Origin of the sequence: Parabacteroides sp. ASF519 (assembly GCF_000364265.2) — a bacterium.
Lineage (GTDB): Bacteria > Bacteroidota > Bacteroidia > Bacteroidales > Tannerellaceae > Parabacteroides > Parabacteroides goldsteinii.
This window is the reverse complement of sequence record NZ_AQFV02000006.1, coordinates 2,733,490-2,752,872: the sequence shown is the minus strand read 5'-3', so window position 1 is coordinate 2,752,872 and position 19,383 is coordinate 2,733,490. Positions and strand designations below refer to the sequence as shown.

The window sequence follows — 19,383 nt, the reverse complement described above, 5'->3', positions numbered from 1 at the left end:
TAATGCATGAGTCGTTAGTAAGTATTACTACCCTGTACAGGATAGCCGATTACGGTGTACAGGTTGTTCGACTAAGGTGTACACCCTAATCCACCAGGGTGTACAGGATAATTTTACTGAGTCAGGACTTTAGAGATAAAAGTTAAGGAGATATGTAATAGTTTATCCTTTACTTCTTTATAATAGATGAAAGAAGTAATCTTTCCGTGCCTACTACATCATGAAACTAAGTAACGCCAGCCGTATATCCGAATAACGGAAAACATACCCTGCTGAAAGTAACCGCGCCGGATAAGCCTGTTGTCCTTTGGTGATTAATTCTTCTCCTTCTCCATAAAGATACCTGAATACTCTCCGGGGAAGGGGTAACCATGCCGGGCGGTGCATCACTTCGGCAACCACCTTTGTAAAAGCCCGGTTCGTCAGTGGTTGGGGAGCAACCAGGTTGACAACTCCCGATAAATCCTTATGTTCGATAATAAACTGCATGGCATGCAGCACATCTTCTATATGTATCCAGGAGAATCCCTGTTTGCCGGAAGCAATCTTTCCTCCGACAAAAAAGCGGAATGGCAGCAACATTTTAGGCAATGCCCCTCCATCCTTTGACAATACAACCCCAAAACGGACTACTACCAACCGGATGTCTCTCGACAATTTCTGCGCCTCATCTTCCCAACGGATACAGACATCAGACAGGAAACCCGTTCCCACAGACGTGCTGCTTTCCGAATAAATACCGTTATCCGGATAAATGCCGACGGCTGATGCGGAGATAAATACTTTCGGCTTCACTTCCATTTCATTGATGATAGATACCAACCGCCTGGTAGTATAAATACGGCTGTTCATTATTTTACGTTTGGCTTTCCTTGTCCAACGCTGGTTTATCGTAGCTCCGGCCAGATTGATTACAACATCACATCCGGTCAATGCCTGTTTCAGCTTTTCGTCCGACCTCGAACGGAACATCGCATGTTTCAAAGGGACAACGACATCTCCGCCGGCAGATAAAAACTCTGTCAGATGCTGTCCTATAAAACCTGAATTACCGCTGATTGCAATTCTCATCTCCTTCTTCTTCAATATTATTCTTCAATAATAGAACAAGAAGGGTTTATAGTTTGTTGTAACTAGTTGGATGACAATTGTATTAAAGGTTGTAATTCTTGTTCAAAAATTTCTTTACTGATGATACGGTAATGCGGAGAGTAACTGTCGGCTCTGCAATCTCCCCTTCTGTTTCCGTATAGGAAGCCATTTCGCGGCGAAGATAATTACCGGCGGCTATTGTGTCGCTGACGATATGCCCCGGACCGAACTTATCCTGGAAAAAGTTCTTGTACGGCAGAGAAGACAGAAAAAAGAGATAAGCAGATTGCGCTTCATGCTTATTTGATTACTTCTTTTAATGTATTAGGCAAATCTTCGCCAGTGATATTCTTGGCGATGATTACACCGTCAGGATTGAGCAATACGTTTGCCGGAATACCGCGGACACCATACAAGGCAGGTATCTCCGAATCCCAATACTTCAAATCGGAGACGTGTGTCCAGGTCAGGTTGTCATCGGCGATGGCCTTCAACCATTTGTCTTTGTTGTTATCCAGGGAGATACCGATAATCGTAAAGTTCTTATCCTTGTAATCCTGGAAAGCCTTCACTACATTCGGATTCTCACGACGGCAGGGAGGACACCAGGAAGCCCAAAAATCAAGTAATACATATTTACCTCGGAAATCGGACAGAGAGACAGCCACACCGGCTGTATCCGGCAAAGAAAATTCGGGAGCCGTCTTGCCAATCTGCACATTCTCCAACTGGCCGATGATGCCATCCAGGTCTTTTACATAAGGACAGTCGGCCAGCGTCGGAGATATCTTGGCACGAGTCGCCTTCAACTGGTCCAACGGAAGCTGATAGGTAAAATAACGATACAGGTAGAAAGCCGCAGCCGGCGAATCCGGATACTTGCTTATCAGGCTATCTATATCGAAACCTTTCTCAAAGACCTTACTCTGGTTTTCCTGGAAAATCGTATTGACCGGAGAGTTCTGAACGATAATAGTCTCGCCGTCATTTCCGAGCGTCACGTCCATATTCGTATTCTCAACAAAGAGTTGTACCGGGTAATTCATATCCTCGGTAGCCAGACCATACAGCAGGGGCTGGCTCACTTCTCCCTTGAATGTGAATTTACCATCCTTAATATCGGCGGTATCCACATCGAAGAACATTTTATTACGGAACGTTTTCAGGTAAATCTTACCGTCAGGCATATTCTCCACGACTCCGTTTATCACATAACCTTTAGGCGTTTCCTGGCAACTTGCCAACAGGAACACAGCCATAACCATCATTACTAGTTGTTTCATTTTGCTTTACTTGTTTTTATAGTTGACAGGCGCAACTTATTTAACATCGGGATGATGATACCTTCCTTTCTTCAGGGTAATCTTACCATATTCTATGGCACGTACCGGACAACGGTGAATGCAGGCAACACATTGCACACAGGTATCCGACCAGACAGGCTTTCCTTCGGACAGCGTTATGGTCCCGGTCGGACAAACTTTCTCACACAAACCGCATGAGATGCAGGCATCCGTTACCCGAAAGGAGTTCTTCCCTATGGCAAAATTAGCAAAAAGAGGATATATCCAGTAGCTTTTGAGTCCCGGCAGACTTCCTTTATTGTATAAATTAACGTTTTTACTTTCGCGGATAGCAGCAGCGATAGCAGCGACGGCGGCGGGCGCATCTTCCAGTTTCTGTCTTTCGACTTCCTTGCTGTCTACGTCAAAACCAGGCAGGAGAATATAGTTATTCGGCATAATGACCGAGTAACCAGCCATAAGCGTTATCCCTCGTTTAGACAAGGCTTTCTGCACCCTGTCAGCGGTATAACCGCATTCGTCGCCACAGGTGGAAACGGAATATACGGGTTGCTTATCGTAGCCGGTCAGCTTCAGTTTCGAGATAAAACGAGTAACAGGGACAGCTGGTCCCCACGAATGTACGGGATAGACAAACAGCACTTTCTCATCTTCCCTGAGCGGACAGACAATTTCCTTTTTATTGGTTTTTAACTCCTCCGCTATCGAAACGACAGGTTCTCCCAACGCGATACTCAAAGCATTCGCCACCCAACGGGAGTTTCCGGTACCTGAAAAGTAAAATATCATACGCGTATCTCTGTTTTGCCCACAAATGTAAATATAATTCAGAACTAATATCTTATCTTTGTCAAATAAGAAAACCTAAGAAGATATATTATGACAACAATGGAATTAAATTTACGGAAACAACACTTTACCCAGTTCATCCTTTCGATGGATGAAGAGGAGTTTACTGAATTGGAGAAATATGCTAAAACATTATCTCTAAAAAAGGCTGCATCTAAAAGTAAGCCCTACCCATGGGCTTTATCTGAAAAAGAATTGACATCTTGTGTTAGGGAAGCCAGGGAAGATGTCTTGTATGGACGTTGTATTTCTGACGAAGACCTGACAAAAGATTACCGTATTTGATACCCGGCAAGCCCCTGATAAATTAAGGAGTTTACTCAATCTATAAACCGAAAAGCCCCGATGTTCGTTATCAGGGCTTTTCGATTTATATCCAATTTCTTACAACTCCACATCCCAAACCCCGGCACTTTTCTCCAGCTCCACCAGTGCCGCACTGTAATTGAAGAGTGTTTCTATATACTGGGCCTGCACATCATCATACGTCCGCTGGGCATCGAGTACCTCCAGGAGGGAGACTTCTCCACGGTTATAGCTGTAAATCTTTCCGTCGATTACCTCCCGGGCGGCATGGAGCATACCGTTTTCATAATGACTGACCTGTTCTGTCAATGACTGATAACTCCGGTATGCCTGCATAACTTCCGTCTGTACCTGCAACAAAGCCTGCTGATACTGCGTCTCGGCCTGCTGTTCACGGAAACGGGCAGCACGGACAGTCCCCTTATTGAAGTTGGAAAACTTCAGGGGAATGGCAATCCCGGCCGTCACCCCGGTAAAGGGTGGTGCCGGGGCCTCCTCATTATGCACCCGGGCATTCTTACTGATGGCAATAGACAGGTCGACATCCGTATTCCGTTCCCGCCGGGTCGCTTTCAGGGCACGGGAAGCGACTTCCTTATTCTTCATGGCCGCTACCAGGTCGGCACGATTCATCGAGGCTGTGGAAATCAAATCAGCAAGCACAAAATCACGGGGTGAAATCCGCAATGAAGCATCGGGGACGTACAAGGTATCGAGGGCAACCGAGCCGGTCAACAGGTTCAGATTAGAAAAAGCATTATGCAAATCGGTTTCCGCCTGCAATAATTCATTTTTCAATATTCCTGCCTCCAGACGGCTTTGGATGGCATCAATCTCCATGATTTTCCCTAAAGTAAAACGGACACTGTCGCTCTCCGCCAGCTGCCGGATATTCTCATAGGCGTTCTGTTTTACCTTATATAATTCATATTGTTTCAACGCCTCCAGGTAGGAAACGGTTGCTTCGGCACGCAGGTTACGGAAATAATCGGCAAGGAGTGCCTTTGTCAACTCGCTTTCACTACGGGCCAACGCCATATTCGCTCCCCGTTTTCCGAAAGAAAACGTTTTACTCAGTTCAACCTCCACTCCTTCTCCCATTTGCAGACTTCCGTTCTCGTTGTTGAAATAAGAGACGGACAGGTTCGGGTCGTTGAATACTTTCGACGCAACCACTTCCGCCTCGGACACATTCATATTCAGACGTTCGGCTGCATACTCCAGATTCCCTTCCGCCACCTTCTCCATATAATTGCGGTAAGAAAGGGGAACCATTTGTTGTGCACTGCCAGCCAGGCTTCCGGCAAGCAGGCACATTGTTATATAATGTCGCATAGCTACTATTTTTAATCAGACATTCGTATTCTTTACATCAGAAGATACTATCTCTTCATCCAGATAATGCTTTTCCACCAGATAGTATAAGGCAGGAAGCACATAAAGCGTAATAACGGTCGCAAACAACAGTCCGTACACAATCACCGTCGCCAGCGGACGTTGCACATCGGAACCGATACCTGTACTCAACGAGGCTGGCAGCAAACCGAGCACAGCCACCGTTGCCGTCATCAGAATCGGGCGGAAGCGGTGTTTCGCCCCGGTTATGATTGACTGCTTGAAACCACGGTCACGGCTGCGCAGGTTATTGATATGCGAAATCATAATCACACCGTTTTGTATAGCGACACCAATCAAGGCTATAAAACCGACGGCAGAAGAGACATTCAACGTCATCCCCCGGACATTCAATGCCAGCATCCCTCCGAAAAGGGCCAGGGGAACCACACACATCATCAGAGCAGCCTGGCGGAATTTTCCACAGGCGGCAAACAGCAACAGCAGCATAATGCCCAACGCCAAAGGGACTACTGCCGCCAGACGGTTATAGGCACGGTGCTGGTTCTCGAACTGACCGGCCCATTGCAGATGGACGGTGTCGTGATTATAATCTATGTCGCGGTCAATCAACCGGTTCGCTTTATTCAGAAACTCCGTCAAATCCACACCACGCAGGTTGACATGGATGGTCAGGTGGCGCTTGTTCATCTCACGGGAGATTGTACTGGCACCGGTTGTCATTTTCACTTCGGCAACCTGCGAAAGCGGTATCTTTGCTCCGGCCCCATTCGTCAGTAAGAGATTGCTGATACTTTCAGGCGAGTTACGGCTGGCGTCGTCGAAACGGCAAATGACGTCATAACTTTTACTGCCGACAAAGATTTGCGAGATGGCCTTTCCCCCGATTGCCAGTTCAATCATATCGGCAACATCGGAGAAGTTCAGACCATATTGGGCAATACGGTCACGGTCGGCAATAATCTGCAACTGGGGTAACGGCGGTTCCTGGTCGATGGCTACGTCGGCGGCACCGGGAATCGTTCGCAACACATTCACGACCTTATCGGCTATATGGCGGGTATCGGCAATATCATCTCCGTAAACCTTTATCGCCAGGTCGCTGTGAGCACCGGCAATCTGGTCCATGACCATATCGATAATCGGCTGGGAGAAGCTGACGGTATATCCGGGCATAGTCAACAACTTTTCAGACATTTCCTCGATCAGGTCCGCCTTCGTCTTGCCGAATTTCCAGGTGTCGTAAGGCTTCAACCCTACTCCGCATTCGATATGTGACAACGAGAAGGCTTCGGCTCCCTCATCGTCGCGTCCGACCTGTGTCATGACATAAGAGACTTCATCAAACTGTTTCAATGTTTTGCGAAGCTCCGCTCCCATCGCCTTCGACTTCTCGATAGAGATACCCGGAGGCAATTGCACCTGTACCCAGATAGCCCCTTCGTCCAAAGGCGGAAGGAAATCTTTTCCTACCGTATAACTCAATACGCCGGCTGCCACCAGAATAAGGAACAAAGGTAACAGGACCCGCTTCGGTTTCTCCAGCAAAGCAATGATTTGCCGGTTATAAATCTCACCTAACTTTTCAAGCCAGCGGTTATGATAAATCTTCCTGGGTTTGTAATAAGCATAGAAAGCCAGGCCCGGTATCAGGAACAATGCCACAGCCAATGCCCCCAACAGGGCATAACCGACCGTATAAGCCATCGGCGTAAAGAGTTTCTTTTCGATATGCTCAAAGGCAAACAGGGGAAGATAAGCGGTGATAATAATTAATGTAGAGAAAAAGATAGGGCGGGCCACTTCGGTTGCACGGCGCAGGATTGAATCTTCCGTCAATATTTCATCAGGATGCCGTTCGCGCTTCTTCAGAATTGTTTCCATCATCACGATAGCCCCGTCTACCAGGATACCGAAGTCGATAGCTCCCAGCGAAAGCAGGTTGGCAGGAATATCGGTCAGATGCATCAGGATAAAAGCTATCAGCAACGACAACGGGATGGTCAGGGCAACCAGCAAAGCGCCACGCCAACTTCCGAGGAACAGGATGAGCACCAGTACCACCAGCACCATACCTTCAAAAAGCGTATGGGAAACCGTATGCAATGTCGTATCCACCAGGTTCGTTCGGTCCATAAAGACATGCAGGCGGGTTCCTTTGGGAAGGGTTTCATTATTCAGTTCGTCGACCGCCTGATGCACTCCTTCCAGCACCTGCGAAGGATTCTCTCCGCGAAGCATCTGGACGATACCTTCCACTCCATCGGAATAATCACGGACGCCGTCGTAGAATCCCAATACCCCTTTACGTTCCAGGCTACCATATTTCAGGGTTCCCAAATCATCCAGGTAGACAGGTACACCGTTCTCGGTCTTGATAACGATACGTCCCAGGTCCTTCAGGTCTTTTACCAGTCCGATACCGCGAATCACATAACTCAGGTCGCCACGGCTTAACATACTGCCGCCGGCATTCACATTATTCTTTTCTATCTTCTCGGTGATATCGCCCAGCGTCACATTATATTGTTCCATCTTGTGCGGGTTCACCTCTATCTGGTATTGGGTAGTGATACCGCCAAAGTTGCTGACATCGGCCACTCCCGTCACTTGCTTCAGACGGGGGATGACAACCCATTTATGCAGGTCGGTCAGTTCGCGGATATCGAGTTGGTCGCTTTCCAGTACATAACGGAAGATTTCACCGGTAGGCGAAGTCAGCGGGTTCAATCCCGGAACGGCATCATAAGGAAGTTCCACGTCTACCAGGCGTTCCTGCACACGCTGACGTGCCCAGTAATCGTCGATACCGTCATCAAAAACCAGTACAACGGTCGAGAGGCCGAAAGTATTCTTACTTCGCATCACATTCAGTCCCGGCATCCCGTTCATCGCCCTTTCAATAGGGATACTGATTTGCTGTTCTATCTCTTCCGCCGCCAGTCCCGGCACCTGGGTAACGACCTGGACGGTCGTGTCGGCAATATCCGGATAGGCATCAATGGCCAGTCGGGTCCACGAATAATATCCCACTACAGCAAGAAACAGGAATAATACGAACATCAGCCCCCGCCGGTGTATCGCAGTATATATTATCTTCTTCATAGGATTTATCGCGCATCAAGTAAATAAAAGGCTCCGGTAGTTACAATCATATCGCCGGAGTTAAGTCCGGTCAGGATAACCGTTTTGCCGTCTTCTGTGACAGAAGTAGTTACCTTCTGTTTGCGATAGGCATTGTTCCCCAATGAGACAAGCACATAAGCGCCTTCCTCTTCCTGAAGGATGGCAGATGTCGGGATACGGATGACATCGGCACTTCTGTCGCACAGCTTAACCGTCCCGTACATAGCCGGCTTCATCAGGTGGGCACTGTTGTCACATTCGATGAGGACTTCAACCGAACGGGTATCTTCGTCCAGCATTTCGCTGACATGATAAATCTTTCCGGGCAGAGGCAGGTCGGGCATAGCTACCAGACGAATCTCAACGCTGTCCAGCGATTGTATCATTCCCATATCCTTTTCCTTGACATGGGCAGCCACCCATACTTTATTCAGGTTGGCTATCACGGCCACGGGTTCGGCATCTTCCTTGATATACTGGCCGATGACAATACGGTCGGTCACTATTTCGCCCGCTATCGGTGAGCGGACAATCAAAGGTTGTCCCAATACCAGGTCTTCCGGTTCTATCTGAAAGACCTTCAAAGCGGCAACAGCATTTTCATAGTCTTTCTTCTTCAATTCATAATTGACTTCCGCTTCTTCCAGTTCTTTCTGTACGCCGACCTTATTTTGCAGCAGGTCTTTTTCGCGTTTCAGGCTTTTCAGGGCCAGTTCCATCTCCTGTTTAGCCTGATAATACCCTTTTCCCGTCTCAAAAAAAGAAGGAGAACTTATCTCAAAGACCGGACTTCCGGGCGTCACCTTCTGCCCCAACCGTACGAATGATTTGGAGATACGTCCGGCAAAAGGGGAAGCAATCTCGGCATAATTGGAGGGGATAGCTTTCACCACCCCCGAAGTGGAAAACTCCAGGCGGTAAGGTTCTTTCTTCACTACGTCTGTTTTCAACCGGGATAAGATAGGTGATTTATCCCCTATTTGTATCGTGTCGCCCCGTAAAGTTACGGCAATAGCAACCTCATCGTCCTGCTTGTTCTGGTTGCAGGAACATAATACCATTGCTGGAAGCAATAGCATAAGTAATTGTTTCATATTGATTTTCTTGTATTAAATAATTCTTTTCTTCGTTGCTGGTAATTATTTAATACAGAAAGGCGGGGCGCGGAGGCTGATATTACGTACTGAACGTACGGGAGTTATATACTTGTGTTGTTGAATGAACACGGAAAGAAGTACCCAGGCTGTCACCAATGTGAGACACAAGGCAGCAGCCTCCATCATGATATCATCCAGTTCTTCAATCGTATTAAAAGCGGACGAATTATGCGTATGATGCGGCAAACCGTCTGCTCCCGGAAGGAAGGGATGGGAATGGGTAATGGAATAAGTCGGGAAATAATGGGTATGGGTGAACGCAGTACCTCCTACATAGTAACTCACAAAGAGTACTATCAGCAGATATTTTGCTATGGTAGTAAAGATAGATTTCACATGCTCCCGATTTGGACACAAAGGTATCTATTTATTTTGGTAATACTTTTACAAAAAGGGAACGATTCTGTTATTATTTTCTGCTTTTCATTTGGTACACATTATTTTTATCCATTAATTTGCAAGACTTAAACAAACATTGATATGAAAAGGACTATACTTCTCTTCGCAACCATGGCCTGTATGACCATAACTTCCCTTCCGGCACAGGAGGCCGCTGTAAATAAAATCATTGAAACCGGACGTTCCGATAACCAGGTCATGAACCATCTGGACATACTGACCAACCGCTTCGGCGGACGCCCTATCGGTTCGGATGCCTATGACAACGCCACCGAATGGGTTGCCTCCAAGTTCAAAGAATGGGGGCTGGAAGTGGAGTTACAGGAAGCCGGAACTTTACCTGTCGGATTCAACCGGGGGCCGTGGTTCGGTAAGCTGCTTGGTGAAAACGGGATGGAGTTGCATTTCGTCACCCCTTCCTATACCTCCGGAACGAAAGGACTTCAACGGGGACATGTACTGCTCGAGCCTCTTACACAGGATGAGTTCGACCGGATAAAAGGACAGTTGAAAGGCGCCTGGGTACTGGTAAATGGCAAAAACACGGGCTGGCCAATCAATTGGTCGGCAATAGCAGACTATGACCGTGCAGGTGTTATTGCAGAAAACAACACAATCGCTCAAAAGAACCGTGAGATAATGAGGGATAACTGGGTAAATAAAAAGAATACCCCCTTACTGCCTTTAAATGATGAAAAGCCGGCTCTCTTTTACAAGGAAATGTGCGAAGCCGGTGTCTTAGGTTTTATCCAGTCGGCTTCTGTCCCACTGCGTGCACTTTATGATAAGAATGTCGTATTCGATAAGGACATGACCATCGAGAAACTACCGACCGTACCCGATATCAAACTGGATGAACATCAATACGCCATCATCAAACAGATGGTAAAAGAGCGTCGTTCCTTTATGCTGGAGTTCGATATACGTAACCATTTCCGCCTGGGACCGGTCAAATATTATAATGTAATCGGTTCCATAAAGGGAAGTAAACATCCGGGGGAATATGTTATGCTGAGTGGCCACCTCGATTCTTTTGATGTTGGAACCGGCGGAGTCGATGACGGTTCAGGCGTTACCCCTGTTATGGAAGCAGCCCGTCTGATTGCCACGTCGGGAGCAAAACCTAAACGCACGATGCTTTTCTGTGCTTTTGCAGGTGAAGAGTTCGGTTTGCTCGGCGCACAGGCTTGGGTAAGGGGTAATCCAAAAAAGATGGATAAAATATCGAATCTGTTCAACCGTGACGGCGGACCTACTCCTCCGGTAGGTATTAGTGTGCCGCAAGCCATGTATGATGATTTTGTGAAGATATGCGAACCGGTAAAGAAGATTAATGCCGAATATCCGTTCGAAGTCAAAGTAGCCGAACCGCGTAAACAGCCGACCACCATAGGCGGTACGGATGCTTCCGTCTTTGCACTGGATGGCGTACCGACCATCGGCTTTATGGAGAAAGACATCAAAGGTTATAACTTCAGCTACGATGAGATATGGCACACGGAACGCGACTTATACACCAAGAGCATTCCTGAATATCAACAACATGCTGCAACGGTCATGGCTATTGTCGGCCTGGGAGTAGCCAACCTCGACCATCAGTTATCACGCGAAGGATTATATCTGAAAGAAGAATAAGAGTAAATCAGGCTACCTGACGACACAAATAAGGCAGACGCCTCTGGGCATCTGCCTTATCTCTTTTACGATTGTAAACCTTTTTCGATACATGCACCCGGTTATGACTGACCGGACGTCCGTGATTCTCTATTTCCGCTTCCCGGCTTCCCTTGCGGTTTGCCTTGATGTACTCGTCCAGCGGAGAGACTTTCTTTTTCTTCTTCATAGCTGTATTACTTTACGGCTACAAAGATACAATTATTTTTCCGGATATTGTCTTTTGGGATTTTTAGGGAACCATCCTTTCAATACGCGTTCTTCCTGCTCGAATACTTCCTTGATCGTCCAGAACGAAGAAAAGGCAAACACACCGCAGATAGCGGAGACAAAAACACTCTCTATCAGCAAAGATGCAACCGTTCCGGCAATCCCCAGAAGAAGGAATATCCACCAGCATTTAGTCCCCCAATAATATTCAGCCTTCACAACTATCGGATGAAACAACCCGATTATCAAAAAAGTAACGATACCAATCAGTAGCCCGTCAAAATTTATCATCTCCATATTTGTATTGTTTAATATAAAACAGTTTAATCAGTCTCAACAAAGATACAAAAATCAACTGTCATTCCTCATAAAATATATCTATCCGGGTATAAACATCCACAAATCGTTCACCCCAACCTGCACAACTCTTTATCTATATAACTATCCTTTATCAGTATTGCCTAAAAGCCATTCGGACATATATCCAACGATTCTTTTGTCAGAGGTAGGTGTAAATAAATTTAGAGGTAGGTCTATTTTCATTTAGAGGTAGGTCTAAATCAATTTACACCTACCTCTAAATAAAAAAACATTAGTACTATCCTTTCTTTTCATCCTAGACGAAAAGGAATCATTGTAGAGAGTTTCCTTATATGATTCATAAAAAAAGGCATCCCGAAATGGAATGCCTTTAGTATATGCTATAAAATCTACATCTTATTCAGCCTGAGCAGGAGCTTCTGCCGGCGTTTCTTCTTCAACCGGAGCATTTGCTGACGGCTGAGCAGTTCCAAAGTTAGGAGCTACCGTATTCGGGTCGATTGTAACAGCATTGTTTATCTGTTCTTTGATTTCAGATTGTGTAGTAGTTGTTGCTCTTGGGATAAATGCTGTAATAACGATACTACAAACAATAACAAAACCAGCCAGGCCCCATGTTGCTTTTTCCAAAAAGTCTGTGGTTTTACGTACACCCATAATTTGGTTAGATGAAGAGAATCCCGAAGCCAGACCTCCCCCCTTTGAGTTCTGGATCAATACTATCAAGATCAGAAGTATTGAAGCGATCAGGATTAGAATAGAAATAAATACGTACATTTTAGTTTTATTTTTTAGTGTTAATAATCAATTTTTCCAAAAATCTAATTTGGTCTGCAAAGTAAGCATTTTTTTCTGGATAATTCAAATATAAGTTTTTAATAATTTGCAATGCCTTCTCATACCGTTTCTGTTTAACATAAATATGAGCCAATGTCTCGGTAAAATAAGAATCATCGTCCAACGATCGGGGTTGTTCGTTCTCCCCTTCTTTCAATGGTCCCTGGGAAGATGGATCATCCGGTTGCAGGGATAAGACCAATCCGCTGCCCGGTGCCCGCTGTTCGTCATTTTTAATGAAAGAATCGATCAGGTCATGGTGCTGAAGTTTAGCTTCCGGCTCCTCTTCCGCCGATATATCATCCTTTGACAACGACCAATATATATAATCAGATGAAACGGAAGGCTGAAACAACAAAGTAGGATCGGCCGCCTGTTGTTCTCCCTCACTTTCACGATCAGCCAGAAAAGCATCGATCAAGGAGAAAGAGTCTGCTGCCGGTTCATTTTCTTCCGCAGATGCCGCAAACGGCATCCCGTAACGTTCTCCCTCGATCAGTGCGAATAATTTTCTTCTGTCCGGTATGTAAACTGCCATTCTTTTCAGTTCTGCGGCAAAGCGTATATCATTCAATACAGCCAGATTCTTCAGATAAAGCATCCGGGCTATATGGAAATACGGATATTCGGCCACTACCTGCTGTAACGGGGAAAGTGTTTCCTTCGTCAGCAAAGAGGGGTCTTCCATCAGTAGATATAAGTCTGCAGCTTTCATATATTACCAATTGGCTACGGTTGCATTATAAATCTGGTCTGTCAACTCGTCAATGATCTCCGTACAGAGTTCAGCCTGTACGTCCTGCAACATTCGGGTAGCATCAAACTCACGATATGCAGAGAAACTCTGTTCGAAATCTTCATCCGGATTCGTACGATTGGAATAACGTACACGCACAGTAATCGTCAGCTTTGTCTGCGAAGACCAGGCATCTTCCTTTACGGCCATTGGTGTCAGTTCATATCCGGTAATCTCACCTTCCAGCTCCAGGTCACCATTATTGTTGACCATCTGAAGACGTGTCTGACGGATATAAATATCCTTCAACGCTTCAGTAAACTCCTGTGATAACGGAGGATAAACCAAAGGTGCCTGGTTAGGAAAATCCTTGATAGATATCGTTTTTACCTTTGTATAGTCAATCGAAGCTCCATTGAACTTGTAGGAAATGGAACAGGCCGTCACCATGACTCCTATCAGTAAACAAAACCAGATTATATTCTTTCTCAACATATTATTCCAAATTATATTCTTTAATCTTTCTATAAAGAGTACGTTCTGATATTTTCAGATCAGCCGCCGCATTTTTCCTCCGTCCGTTATGTTTCTCCAATGCTTTACGGATCATCTCTTTCTCCACTTCTTCCAAAGAAAGAGTTTCTTCTTCCTCTACGGCTTCCGCTTCCTGAATCGGAGCAGAATGTACCGGACGGATCGGATGGGCATAAGGCGTCTCATCGGCAACCGGCATAGGCATCTTACCTCCCATTATATCGTGAACCAGCTTTTTCAGATCATTGACATCTTTCTTCATATCAAAAAGGACCTGGTAAAGTATCTCGCGTTCACTATTGAAAAACTTCTGGTCGTTATCCTGCTTTTTGACCAGCACCGGATATTTTTCCACATTCAGATCGGGAAGATACAAACGCAGAACGTCTGCTGTAATATCACGGTTCTCTTCGATAACCGAGATACGCTCCGTTATATTCTTCAACTCACGAACGTTACCCGGCCAACGGTAGGAGGTCAGCAGCTGGCGTGCTTCATCATCCAAGCGAACCGGCGGCATACGATATTTCTCCGCACAGTCTCCGGCAAATTTACGAAACAACAAGATGATATCATCCGGACGTTCACGCAACGGAGGGATCTGGATAGGTACGGTATTCAAACGATAATACAGATCTTCACGGAATTTTCCGTCGGCTACCGCCTGTATCAGATTAACATTCGTTGCAGCAACAATCCTCACATTTGTTTTCAGCACCTTTGAAGAACCGACTTTTATAAACTCACCGGTCTCAAGCACACGCAGCAAACGGGCTTGTGTCGGGATAGGCAGTTCCCCTACTTCATCCAGAAAAATAGTTCCGCCGTCGGCTACTTCAAAATATCCTTTACGGTCGGCCAAAGCTCCTGTAAAGGAACCTTTTTCATGTCCGAACAACTCTGAATCAATCGTTCCTTCTGGAATGGCACCACAGTTTACGGCTATATACTGTCCGTGTTTACGCGGACTGTTCTGATGTATAATCTGTGGAAAAGTTTCTTTACCGACACCACTCTCCCCGGTAATAAGCACAGACAAATCTGTTGGAGCCACCTGCAGAGCGACATCGATTGCCCTGTTCAGGCCAGGGCTGTTTCCTATAATTCCAAAACGCTGTTTTATTTGCTGGACATCAACCTTAATCATCATATCTTCTATTGAATATCTGTAATTATTTCAGTTTGTCTGCCAAAATTACAAATCTTAATTCAAATTCCAGCTATCAGGAGTAGATTCTATCAGCGGTTTCTCATTTTTTTGCAGCATAAGTGCGATTGAATAAAAATTCAGCCAGTGCCGTATCATCTGCAAAATTCTTCATTTCTTCCGGAGAGATAGGTTTCCCCACATACACATCGACCGTTTTACCGCGTTTGTTGAAGGCTTCGGCAGGAATGCGCAAAGTACGTATTTTCCAACTGATACTTCCCAACCAGTAAAAGAAGCGGGAATTAAGAAAATCAAAGTAAACTGGATATACCGGCACATTTGCCTTCCGGATCAGGCGAATCACGCTATGTGTCCAGGGCAAGTCATGGATCTCTTTATCATCCTTATTATAAAAGGAAATCGCCCCAGCCGGAAAGAATCCCATCGGATGCCCTTCTTTCAGTCGCTGCAAAGAATAACGCACCCCGTTTATGTTGGCCGGATTCGGACCATTACCGGTTGAATCGGGCAACACCGAAACAAAATTATCCTTCATGGCACCGATCTTCACCAGAATTTCGTTCACCATCACTTTAAAGTCCGGACGACGAGCGGCCATAATGTCAATCAATATAATGCCGTCGATCGAACCGATCGGATGATTGGATATGGTTATAAATGCCCCTTCGGGCAAGTTATCCAGTATTTCCGCATGATGCAGATTATACTTGATATCGATCAGGGGATCGCTCAGTAATGCTGTAGTAAACGCTGAGCCACGCAGATGGCAGTTATTGGCATGCACTTTGTTTACTTTGTCAACACTCAACCACTTAATCAATAATTTGCCAAGGAAGGTGCCTATACGGCTTTTGAAGAACGGGGCAGCTTCCTGCAAATCATTAATGTCTACTACGCTCTTTTTCATACTTTTTATTTATTCAATAAACGATGCGCACATTTTTTCGTGCTTGCGCATCGACAATAACAGCACGATATTCAATACGATTATCTCATACAGGAAATAAACCCATACTTCGCCGACCAATACAACTATAAACATAACGATCGTACGTCCGTTAAATGTCAGGAGATCAATATAACGCATTAACTCACGACTTTGTTTACGAAAAGCAATACGCACATTTTCCGGAATATCATCTCCGTATTTGGCATGGAGGCTCTGCAACATACGCTGCAAGGCAGGAGTGGCTTTCACCTGAAGTAATGTGTATCCCCTATAAAGGAAATAAAAAGTTTTATTGATACCCAGCTTCATCTCCTTATGACGGGCAATGACCTGTTCCAGCGACTGGAACTCAGCTCCTTTGTCCTTACTGATAAAATAGAGATGCAATGTTTTATAATAATCGGTTATATTAGCCTGCACCAGATGGGATAAGCCAGACACAACGGCCAAAGCAAAAAACCAATAAGTACCATACTCATGAGACAGACGAAGGGCAAAACCGACATAGATAGAGGCAAACCAGATATCACCGGCAAATCCGTCCAATATACGTCCGATAGCGGACTTGATACCTGTCAGACGAGCCAACTGTCCGTCTACGCAATCCAGTATATTGGCAAAAACCAACAATAAAATACCACAAATAGTATAAACCAGATTATCATGATAAAACATGAAGCCGACAGCAGCTCCCACAAATATAGAAATGACCGTTACCATATTCGGGGTAATCCCCGTGCCGCGCAACATACGAGCGATACGAAAACCTATCGGACGGTAAAACGCCCGGTCGACAACATTTTCTGTTTCTATTGATTTTAGTGATGCTTCGTATTCTTTATCCAAATTACTCATGATCTATTATTTATACGAATATCCGCCGTCTACAACGACCACTTCGCCATTAAAATAACTATTTTCTATTAACATCTTATACACTTCGGCCAACTCTTCCGGATCACAGAAACGGCCTAAAGAAACTTTATTTTCTATATTCCGCCGTATTTCTGCCGGTTTAGTCTTCTGCCATTCGGTATCGACAAACCCGGGAGCAACTGCGTTCACACGCAATTCATAAGGAACCAGGAATTTAACCATATTCTTTACTAAGGCATGTACAGCACTCTTTGTCACTCCGTAAGCCAGAGATACCGAATGAGGCTGGATCCCCATCAGGGAACCGGTAAAGACCACACTACCACCTTTATTTATCCGTCCGACAATACGTTGCAATAAGAATACCGGAAAATGAACATTAGCAAAGAATACACGTTCCCAATCAGTAAGTGACAAGTCCTCGAACGAATCGCGGCAAGTCAATCCCGCATTAAAGATCAGTGCATCTAAAAGCAAACTCTTCTCCTGCAAATAAGCATCTATTTTATCAACGGACTCTTTTTTTGTAATATCTGCCTGTAGCACAGACACATTGATTCCGAATTGCTGTTGCAAACCTTCGCGGGTTTGTTCGGCCATCCCGGGATCGGAAGCATAAGTAAGCACAAGGTTATACCCGGCTTTCCCCAAACAGAGAGCCACCGCTTTACCTATACCCTTTGTACCACCGGTAATTAAAGCACACTTTTCCATGAGTAATCTTTATTCCTCCCCTTTTCCCTTTACAGTGGCAGGTTTAGCATGTCGTTGATATTTAAGATTTTCTTCGTAAGAATCATGAATCGTTTTCTTCAGATTAGAGGAAGAAACCCCGGTTCCATAAGGGAAATAAAAAACCTGTACGCCTAAATCTTTTAAATAATCATATTTACCAAACCAGTCATCTCCCACAACAAAAGCATCGATATTCAGCTTCTTTACGATCTCCGTATGATCCAGTGTATGCTGCGGTATTACAATATCCGGAGTTTTCAACGCTTCAATAATTTGAAGGCGTTCATTGAACGGGATAATAGGATTCGCTTTATAAGAAGAAACCAGTTCGTCCGTGCTCACTCCTACAATCAGGATATCAGCCAAGCTACGGGCATAATTGATCATCCGGAGATGATTATAATGAAACATATCGAATGTTCCGGAGGTATATACGATCGTTTTATCTTTAAACATAATTCATGTTGCAATTTTGAACCACAAACTTACGCAAACTTTTCCTATCAAAAAAAGATTGAAGTCAAAAAGCGCAATACAGACCATATTATTATAAAATACAACAGATATGGACCGTTAGTCTTTATAACAAATATCCCCTGAAAAAGCATGTTTCCAGGGGATCTGTTTTTTATTATTTACTGAGGACAAACCTCTGCATCGTCATCTTTGGTAAGATCCAGCTTTTCATTATCGCCTCCCTTATCAAAATATTGCTTGCGGAGAGGATTCGCAGTAGCTTCCCGATAATTCAACCTGTTCCGGTAAATATCCAGCGCAGTATATAACGCCTGGCGGAACGACTCTTCGGAAGCCACATTCTGTCCGGCTATATCGTAAGCTGTTCCGTGAGCCGGCGAAGTACGGACAATCGACAGACCGGCCGTATAGTTAACCCCGTCATCCATGGCCAGCGTTTTAAACGGTGCCAAGCCCTGATCATGGTACATCGCTAATACGCCATCAAATTTGTCGTACATCTGAGAGCCGAAAAATCCGTCTGCCGCATAAGGTCCAAAAGACATGACACCTCTTTTTTCCGCCTCTTCCATGGCCGGAATAATGATCGTTTCCTCTTCTTTTCCCAATAAGCCATCATCACCTGCATGAGGATTCAATGAAAGCACGGCAATACGTGGTTTTACAATCCCGAAGTCCTGTTTGAGCGACTGATTGAATATGCGCAATTTCGACACGATATCCTCTACGGTTATTCTGGAAGGAACTTCTGCCAATGGGATATGTCCGGTCACCAAAGCAACACGCAGACCATCCTTCATCAAAATCATCAATGCTTTCCGGCCCACTCCGCCAAAACGTTCTTCCAGGTATTCGGTATGTCCCGGAAAATGGAACTCGTCATTCTGGATATTATGCTTATTGATCGGTGCTGTCAGCAATACATCAACAGCACCCCGTTTCAAGTCTGTAACAGCAGCTTCCAAAGCTAAAAATGCTGCTTCCCCGGCTATCGATGTCGACTGCGATAATTCTACTTTTGTTTCATCGTCCACACAGTTGATGATATTCACCCGGTTAATACCGGCATCTTCTGCCTGGGAAATGATGTTCATATTCACAGGAGGCAATTCCAACGCTTTCCGGTGATAAGCTGCGATTTTTGATGATCCGTATATAACCGGAGTACAAAGTTCGGCAACTCTGGCATCCGAGAATGTTTTCAGTATCACCTCATATCCGATGCCATTTATATCTCCGTGGGTAATGCCCACCTTAATCAATCGTTCTTCCAT

The 19,383-nt window shown here is 45.2% G+C and carries 20 protein-coding genes; 2 read left to right on the top strand and 18 right to left on the bottom strand.

Annotated elements, in window-relative coordinates:
* Positions 1-213: 213 nt before the first annotated feature.
* The 3 genes from C825_RS10745 to C825_RS10735 all read right to left on the bottom strand — a co-directional run bounded on the left by C825_RS10745 (position 214) and on the right by C825_RS10735 (position 3,185).
* Positions 214-1,071: a TIGR01777 family oxidoreductase gene (locus C825_RS10745; RefSeq protein WP_007658866.1), complete on the bottom strand. Its 858-nt coding sequence runs from the start codon at positions 1,069-1,071 to the stop codon at positions 214-216.
* Between the two features lie 320 nt (positions 1,072-1,391).
* A complete protein-coding gene (locus tag C825_RS10740) occupies positions 1,392-2,375 on the bottom strand; it encodes a TlpA disulfide reductase family protein (RefSeq protein WP_010802454.1) in 984 nt (327 codons plus the stop codon).
* Between the two features lie 36 nt (positions 2,376-2,411).
* Positions 2,412-3,185 carry an EFR1 family ferrodoxin gene (locus C825_RS10735; RefSeq protein ID WP_010802453.1) on the bottom strand — a complete coding sequence of 258 codons (774 nt, stop codon included), beginning with the start codon at positions 3,183-3,185 and terminating at the stop codon, positions 2,412-2,414.
* A gap of 90 nt (positions 3,186-3,275) precedes the next feature.
* On the opposite strand from C825_RS10735, the gene C825_RS10730 reads away from it, so the two are divergent.
* The gene (locus tag C825_RS10730) at positions 3,276-3,530 is read left to right on the top strand and encodes a hypothetical protein (protein WP_010802452.1); all 255 of its coding nucleotides are present in this window, start codon (positions 3,276-3,278) and stop codon (positions 3,528-3,530) included.
* 99 nt (positions 3,531-3,629) lie between these two features.
* Here C825_RS10730 and C825_RS10725 read toward each other — a convergent pair whose 3' ends face one another.
* The 4 genes from C825_RS10725 to C825_RS10710 are packed head-to-tail and all read right to left on the bottom strand — an operon-like array spanning position 3,630 to position 9,526.
* Positions 3,630-4,886, bottom strand: a complete 1,257-nt coding sequence (locus C825_RS10725) for a TolC family protein (protein WP_010802451.1) — start codon at positions 4,884-4,886, stop codon at positions 3,630-3,632.
* Between the two features lie 15 nt (positions 4,887-4,901).
* Positions 4,902-8,012 (bottom strand): efflux RND transporter permease subunit, encoded by a 3,111-nt coding sequence (locus tag C825_RS10720; protein ID WP_010802450.1) that lies wholly within the window; start codon positions 8,010-8,012, stop codon positions 4,902-4,904.
* 5 nt (positions 8,013-8,017) lie between these two features.
* Positions 8,018-9,127 carry an efflux RND transporter periplasmic adaptor subunit gene (locus tag C825_RS10715; protein ID WP_010802449.1) on the bottom strand — a complete coding sequence of 370 codons (1,110 nt, stop codon included), beginning with the start codon at positions 9,125-9,127 and terminating at the stop codon, positions 8,018-8,020.
* Between the two features lie 45 nt (positions 9,128-9,172).
* Positions 9,173-9,526 (bottom strand): DUF8478 family putative metalloprotein, encoded by a 354-nt coding sequence (locus C825_RS10710; protein WP_044214751.1) that lies wholly within the window; start codon positions 9,524-9,526, stop codon positions 9,173-9,175.
* A 144-nt stretch (positions 9,527-9,670) separates the two neighbouring features.
* Between C825_RS10710 and C825_RS10705 the strand changes: the two genes are divergently transcribed.
* Positions 9,671-11,224 carry a M28 family metallopeptidase gene (locus C825_RS10705; protein ID WP_010802447.1) on the top strand — a complete coding sequence of 518 codons (1,554 nt, stop codon included), beginning with the start codon at positions 9,671-9,673 and terminating at the stop codon, positions 11,222-11,224.
* A 7-nt stretch (positions 11,225-11,231) separates the two neighbouring features.
* On the opposite strand, the gene C825_RS10700 is transcribed toward C825_RS10705, so the two are convergent.
* The 11 genes from C825_RS10700 to pdxA form a co-directional block, all read right to left on the bottom strand.
* Positions 11,232-11,432 carry a hypothetical protein gene (locus C825_RS10700; protein ID WP_010802446.1) on the bottom strand — a complete coding sequence of 67 codons (201 nt, stop codon included), beginning with the start codon at positions 11,430-11,432 and terminating at the stop codon, positions 11,232-11,234.
* A gap of 32 nt (positions 11,433-11,464) precedes the next feature.
* Positions 11,465-11,770, bottom strand: coding sequence for a DUF4491 family protein (locus C825_RS10695; RefSeq protein WP_010802445.1), 306 nt, complete (start codon positions 11,768-11,770; stop codon positions 11,465-11,467).
* Positions 11,771-12,190: 420 nt separating this feature from the next.
* A complete protein-coding gene (secG, locus tag C825_RS10690) occupies positions 12,191-12,571 on the bottom strand; it encodes a preprotein translocase subunit SecG (RefSeq protein WP_007658886.1) in 381 nt (126 codons plus the stop codon).
* 7 nt (positions 12,572-12,578) lie between these two features.
* The gene (locus C825_RS10685) at positions 12,579-13,346 is read right to left on the bottom strand and encodes a DUF8458 domain-containing protein (RefSeq protein ID WP_007658888.1); all 768 of its coding nucleotides are present in this window, start codon (positions 13,344-13,346) and stop codon (positions 12,579-12,581) included.
* Between the two features lie 3 nt (positions 13,347-13,349).
* A complete protein-coding gene (locus tag C825_RS10680; protein WP_007658893.1) occupies positions 13,350-13,862 on the bottom strand; it encodes an LptE family protein in 513 nt (170 codons plus the stop codon).
* Position 13,863: 1 nt separating this feature from the next.
* The gene (locus C825_RS10675) at positions 13,864-15,048 is read right to left on the bottom strand and encodes a sigma-54 interaction domain-containing protein (RefSeq protein WP_007658895.1); all 1,185 of its coding nucleotides are present in this window, start codon (positions 15,046-15,048) and stop codon (positions 13,864-13,866) included.
* Between the two features lie 103 nt (positions 15,049-15,151).
* Positions 15,152-15,979 carry a lysophospholipid acyltransferase family protein gene (locus C825_RS10670; RefSeq protein WP_007658898.1) on the bottom strand — a complete coding sequence of 276 codons (828 nt, stop codon included), beginning with the start codon at positions 15,977-15,979 and terminating at the stop codon, positions 15,152-15,154.
* A 9-nt stretch (positions 15,980-15,988) separates the two neighbouring features.
* Positions 15,989-16,876 carry a CDP-alcohol phosphatidyltransferase family protein gene (locus tag C825_RS10665; RefSeq protein WP_010802444.1) on the bottom strand — a complete coding sequence of 296 codons (888 nt, stop codon included), beginning with the start codon at positions 16,874-16,876 and terminating at the stop codon, positions 15,989-15,991.
* 6 nt (positions 16,877-16,882) lie between these two features.
* Positions 16,883-17,611, bottom strand: a complete 729-nt coding sequence (locus tag C825_RS10660) for an SDR family NAD(P)-dependent oxidoreductase (protein ID WP_010802443.1) — start codon at positions 17,609-17,611, stop codon at positions 16,883-16,885.
* 9 nt (positions 17,612-17,620) lie between these two features.
* On the bottom strand, positions 17,621-18,088 hold the full coding sequence (locus C825_RS10655) for an FAD synthase family protein (protein WP_007658908.1): 468 nt from the start codon (positions 18,086-18,088) through the stop codon (positions 17,621-17,623).
* Between the two features lie 179 nt (positions 18,089-18,267).
* Entirely contained in the window at positions 18,268-19,383 is a 1,116-nt protein-coding gene (gene pdxA / locus C825_RS10650; RefSeq protein WP_010802442.1) for a 4-hydroxythreonine-4-phosphate dehydrogenase PdxA, read from the bottom strand.

Excerpts from the sequence above, each read along its gene's own strand:
- C825_RS10745 (WP_007658866.1), bottom strand. The coding sequence starts at position 1,071 with ATGAGAATTGCAATCAGCGGTAATTCAGGTTTTATAGGACAGCATCTG.
- C825_RS10740 (WP_010802454.1), bottom strand. The coding sequence starts at position 2,375 with ATGAAACAACTAGTAATGATGGTTATGGCTGTGTTCCTGTTGGCAAGT.
- C825_RS10735 (WP_010802453.1), bottom strand. The coding sequence starts at position 3,185 with ATGATATTTTACTTTTCAGGTACCGGAAACTCCCGTTGGGTGGCGAAT.
- C825_RS10730 (WP_010802452.1), top strand. The coding sequence starts at position 3,276 with ATGACAACAATGGAATTAAATTTACGGAAACAACACTTTACCCAGTTC.
- C825_RS10725 (WP_010802451.1), bottom strand. The coding sequence starts at position 4,886 with ATGCGACATTATATAACAATGTGCCTGCTTGCCGGAAGCCTGGCTGGC.
- C825_RS10720 (WP_010802450.1), bottom strand. The coding sequence starts at position 8,012 with ATGAAGAAGATAATATATACTGCGATACACCGGCGGGGGCTGATGTTC.
- C825_RS10715 (WP_010802449.1), bottom strand. The coding sequence starts at position 9,127 with ATGAAACAATTACTTATGCTATTGCTTCCAGCAATGGTATTATGTTCC.
- C825_RS10705 (WP_010802447.1), top strand. The coding sequence starts at position 9,671 with ATGAAAAGGACTATACTTCTCTTCGCAACCATGGCCTGTATGACCATA.
- C825_RS10700 (WP_010802446.1), bottom strand. The coding sequence starts at position 11,432 with ATGAAGAAGAAAAAGAAAGTCTCTCCGCTGGACGAGTACATCAAGGCA.
- C825_RS10695 (WP_010802445.1), bottom strand. The coding sequence starts at position 11,770 with ATGGAGATGATAAATTTTGACGGGCTACTGATTGGTATCGTTACTTTT.
- secG (WP_007658886.1), bottom strand. The coding sequence starts at position 12,571 with ATGTACGTATTTATTTCTATTCTAATCCTGATCGCTTCAATACTTCTG.
- C825_RS10685 (WP_007658888.1), bottom strand. The coding sequence starts at position 13,346 with ATGAAAGCTGCAGACTTATATCTACTGATGGAAGACCCCTCTTTGCTG.
- C825_RS10680 (WP_007658893.1), bottom strand. The coding sequence starts at position 13,862 with ATGTTGAGAAAGAATATAATCTGGTTTTGTTTACTGATAGGAGTCATG.
- C825_RS10675 (WP_007658895.1), bottom strand. The coding sequence starts at position 15,048 with ATGATTAAGGTTGATGTCCAGCAAATAAAACAGCGTTTTGGAATTATA.
- C825_RS10670 (WP_007658898.1), bottom strand. The coding sequence starts at position 15,979 with ATGAAAAAGAGCGTAGTAGACATTAATGATTTGCAGGAAGCTGCCCCG.
- C825_RS10665 (WP_010802444.1), bottom strand. The coding sequence starts at position 16,876 with ATGAGTAATTTGGATAAAGAATACGAAGCATCACTAAAATCAATAGAA.
- C825_RS10660 (WP_010802443.1), bottom strand. The coding sequence starts at position 17,611 with ATGGAAAAGTGTGCTTTAATTACCGGTGGTACAAAGGGTATAGGTAAA.
- C825_RS10655 (WP_007658908.1), bottom strand. The coding sequence starts at position 18,088 with ATGTTTAAAGATAAAACGATCGTATATACCTCCGGAACATTCGATATG.
- pdxA (WP_010802442.1), bottom strand. The coding sequence starts at position 19,383 with ATGGAAGAACGATTGATTAAGGTGGGCATTACCCACGGAGATATAAAT.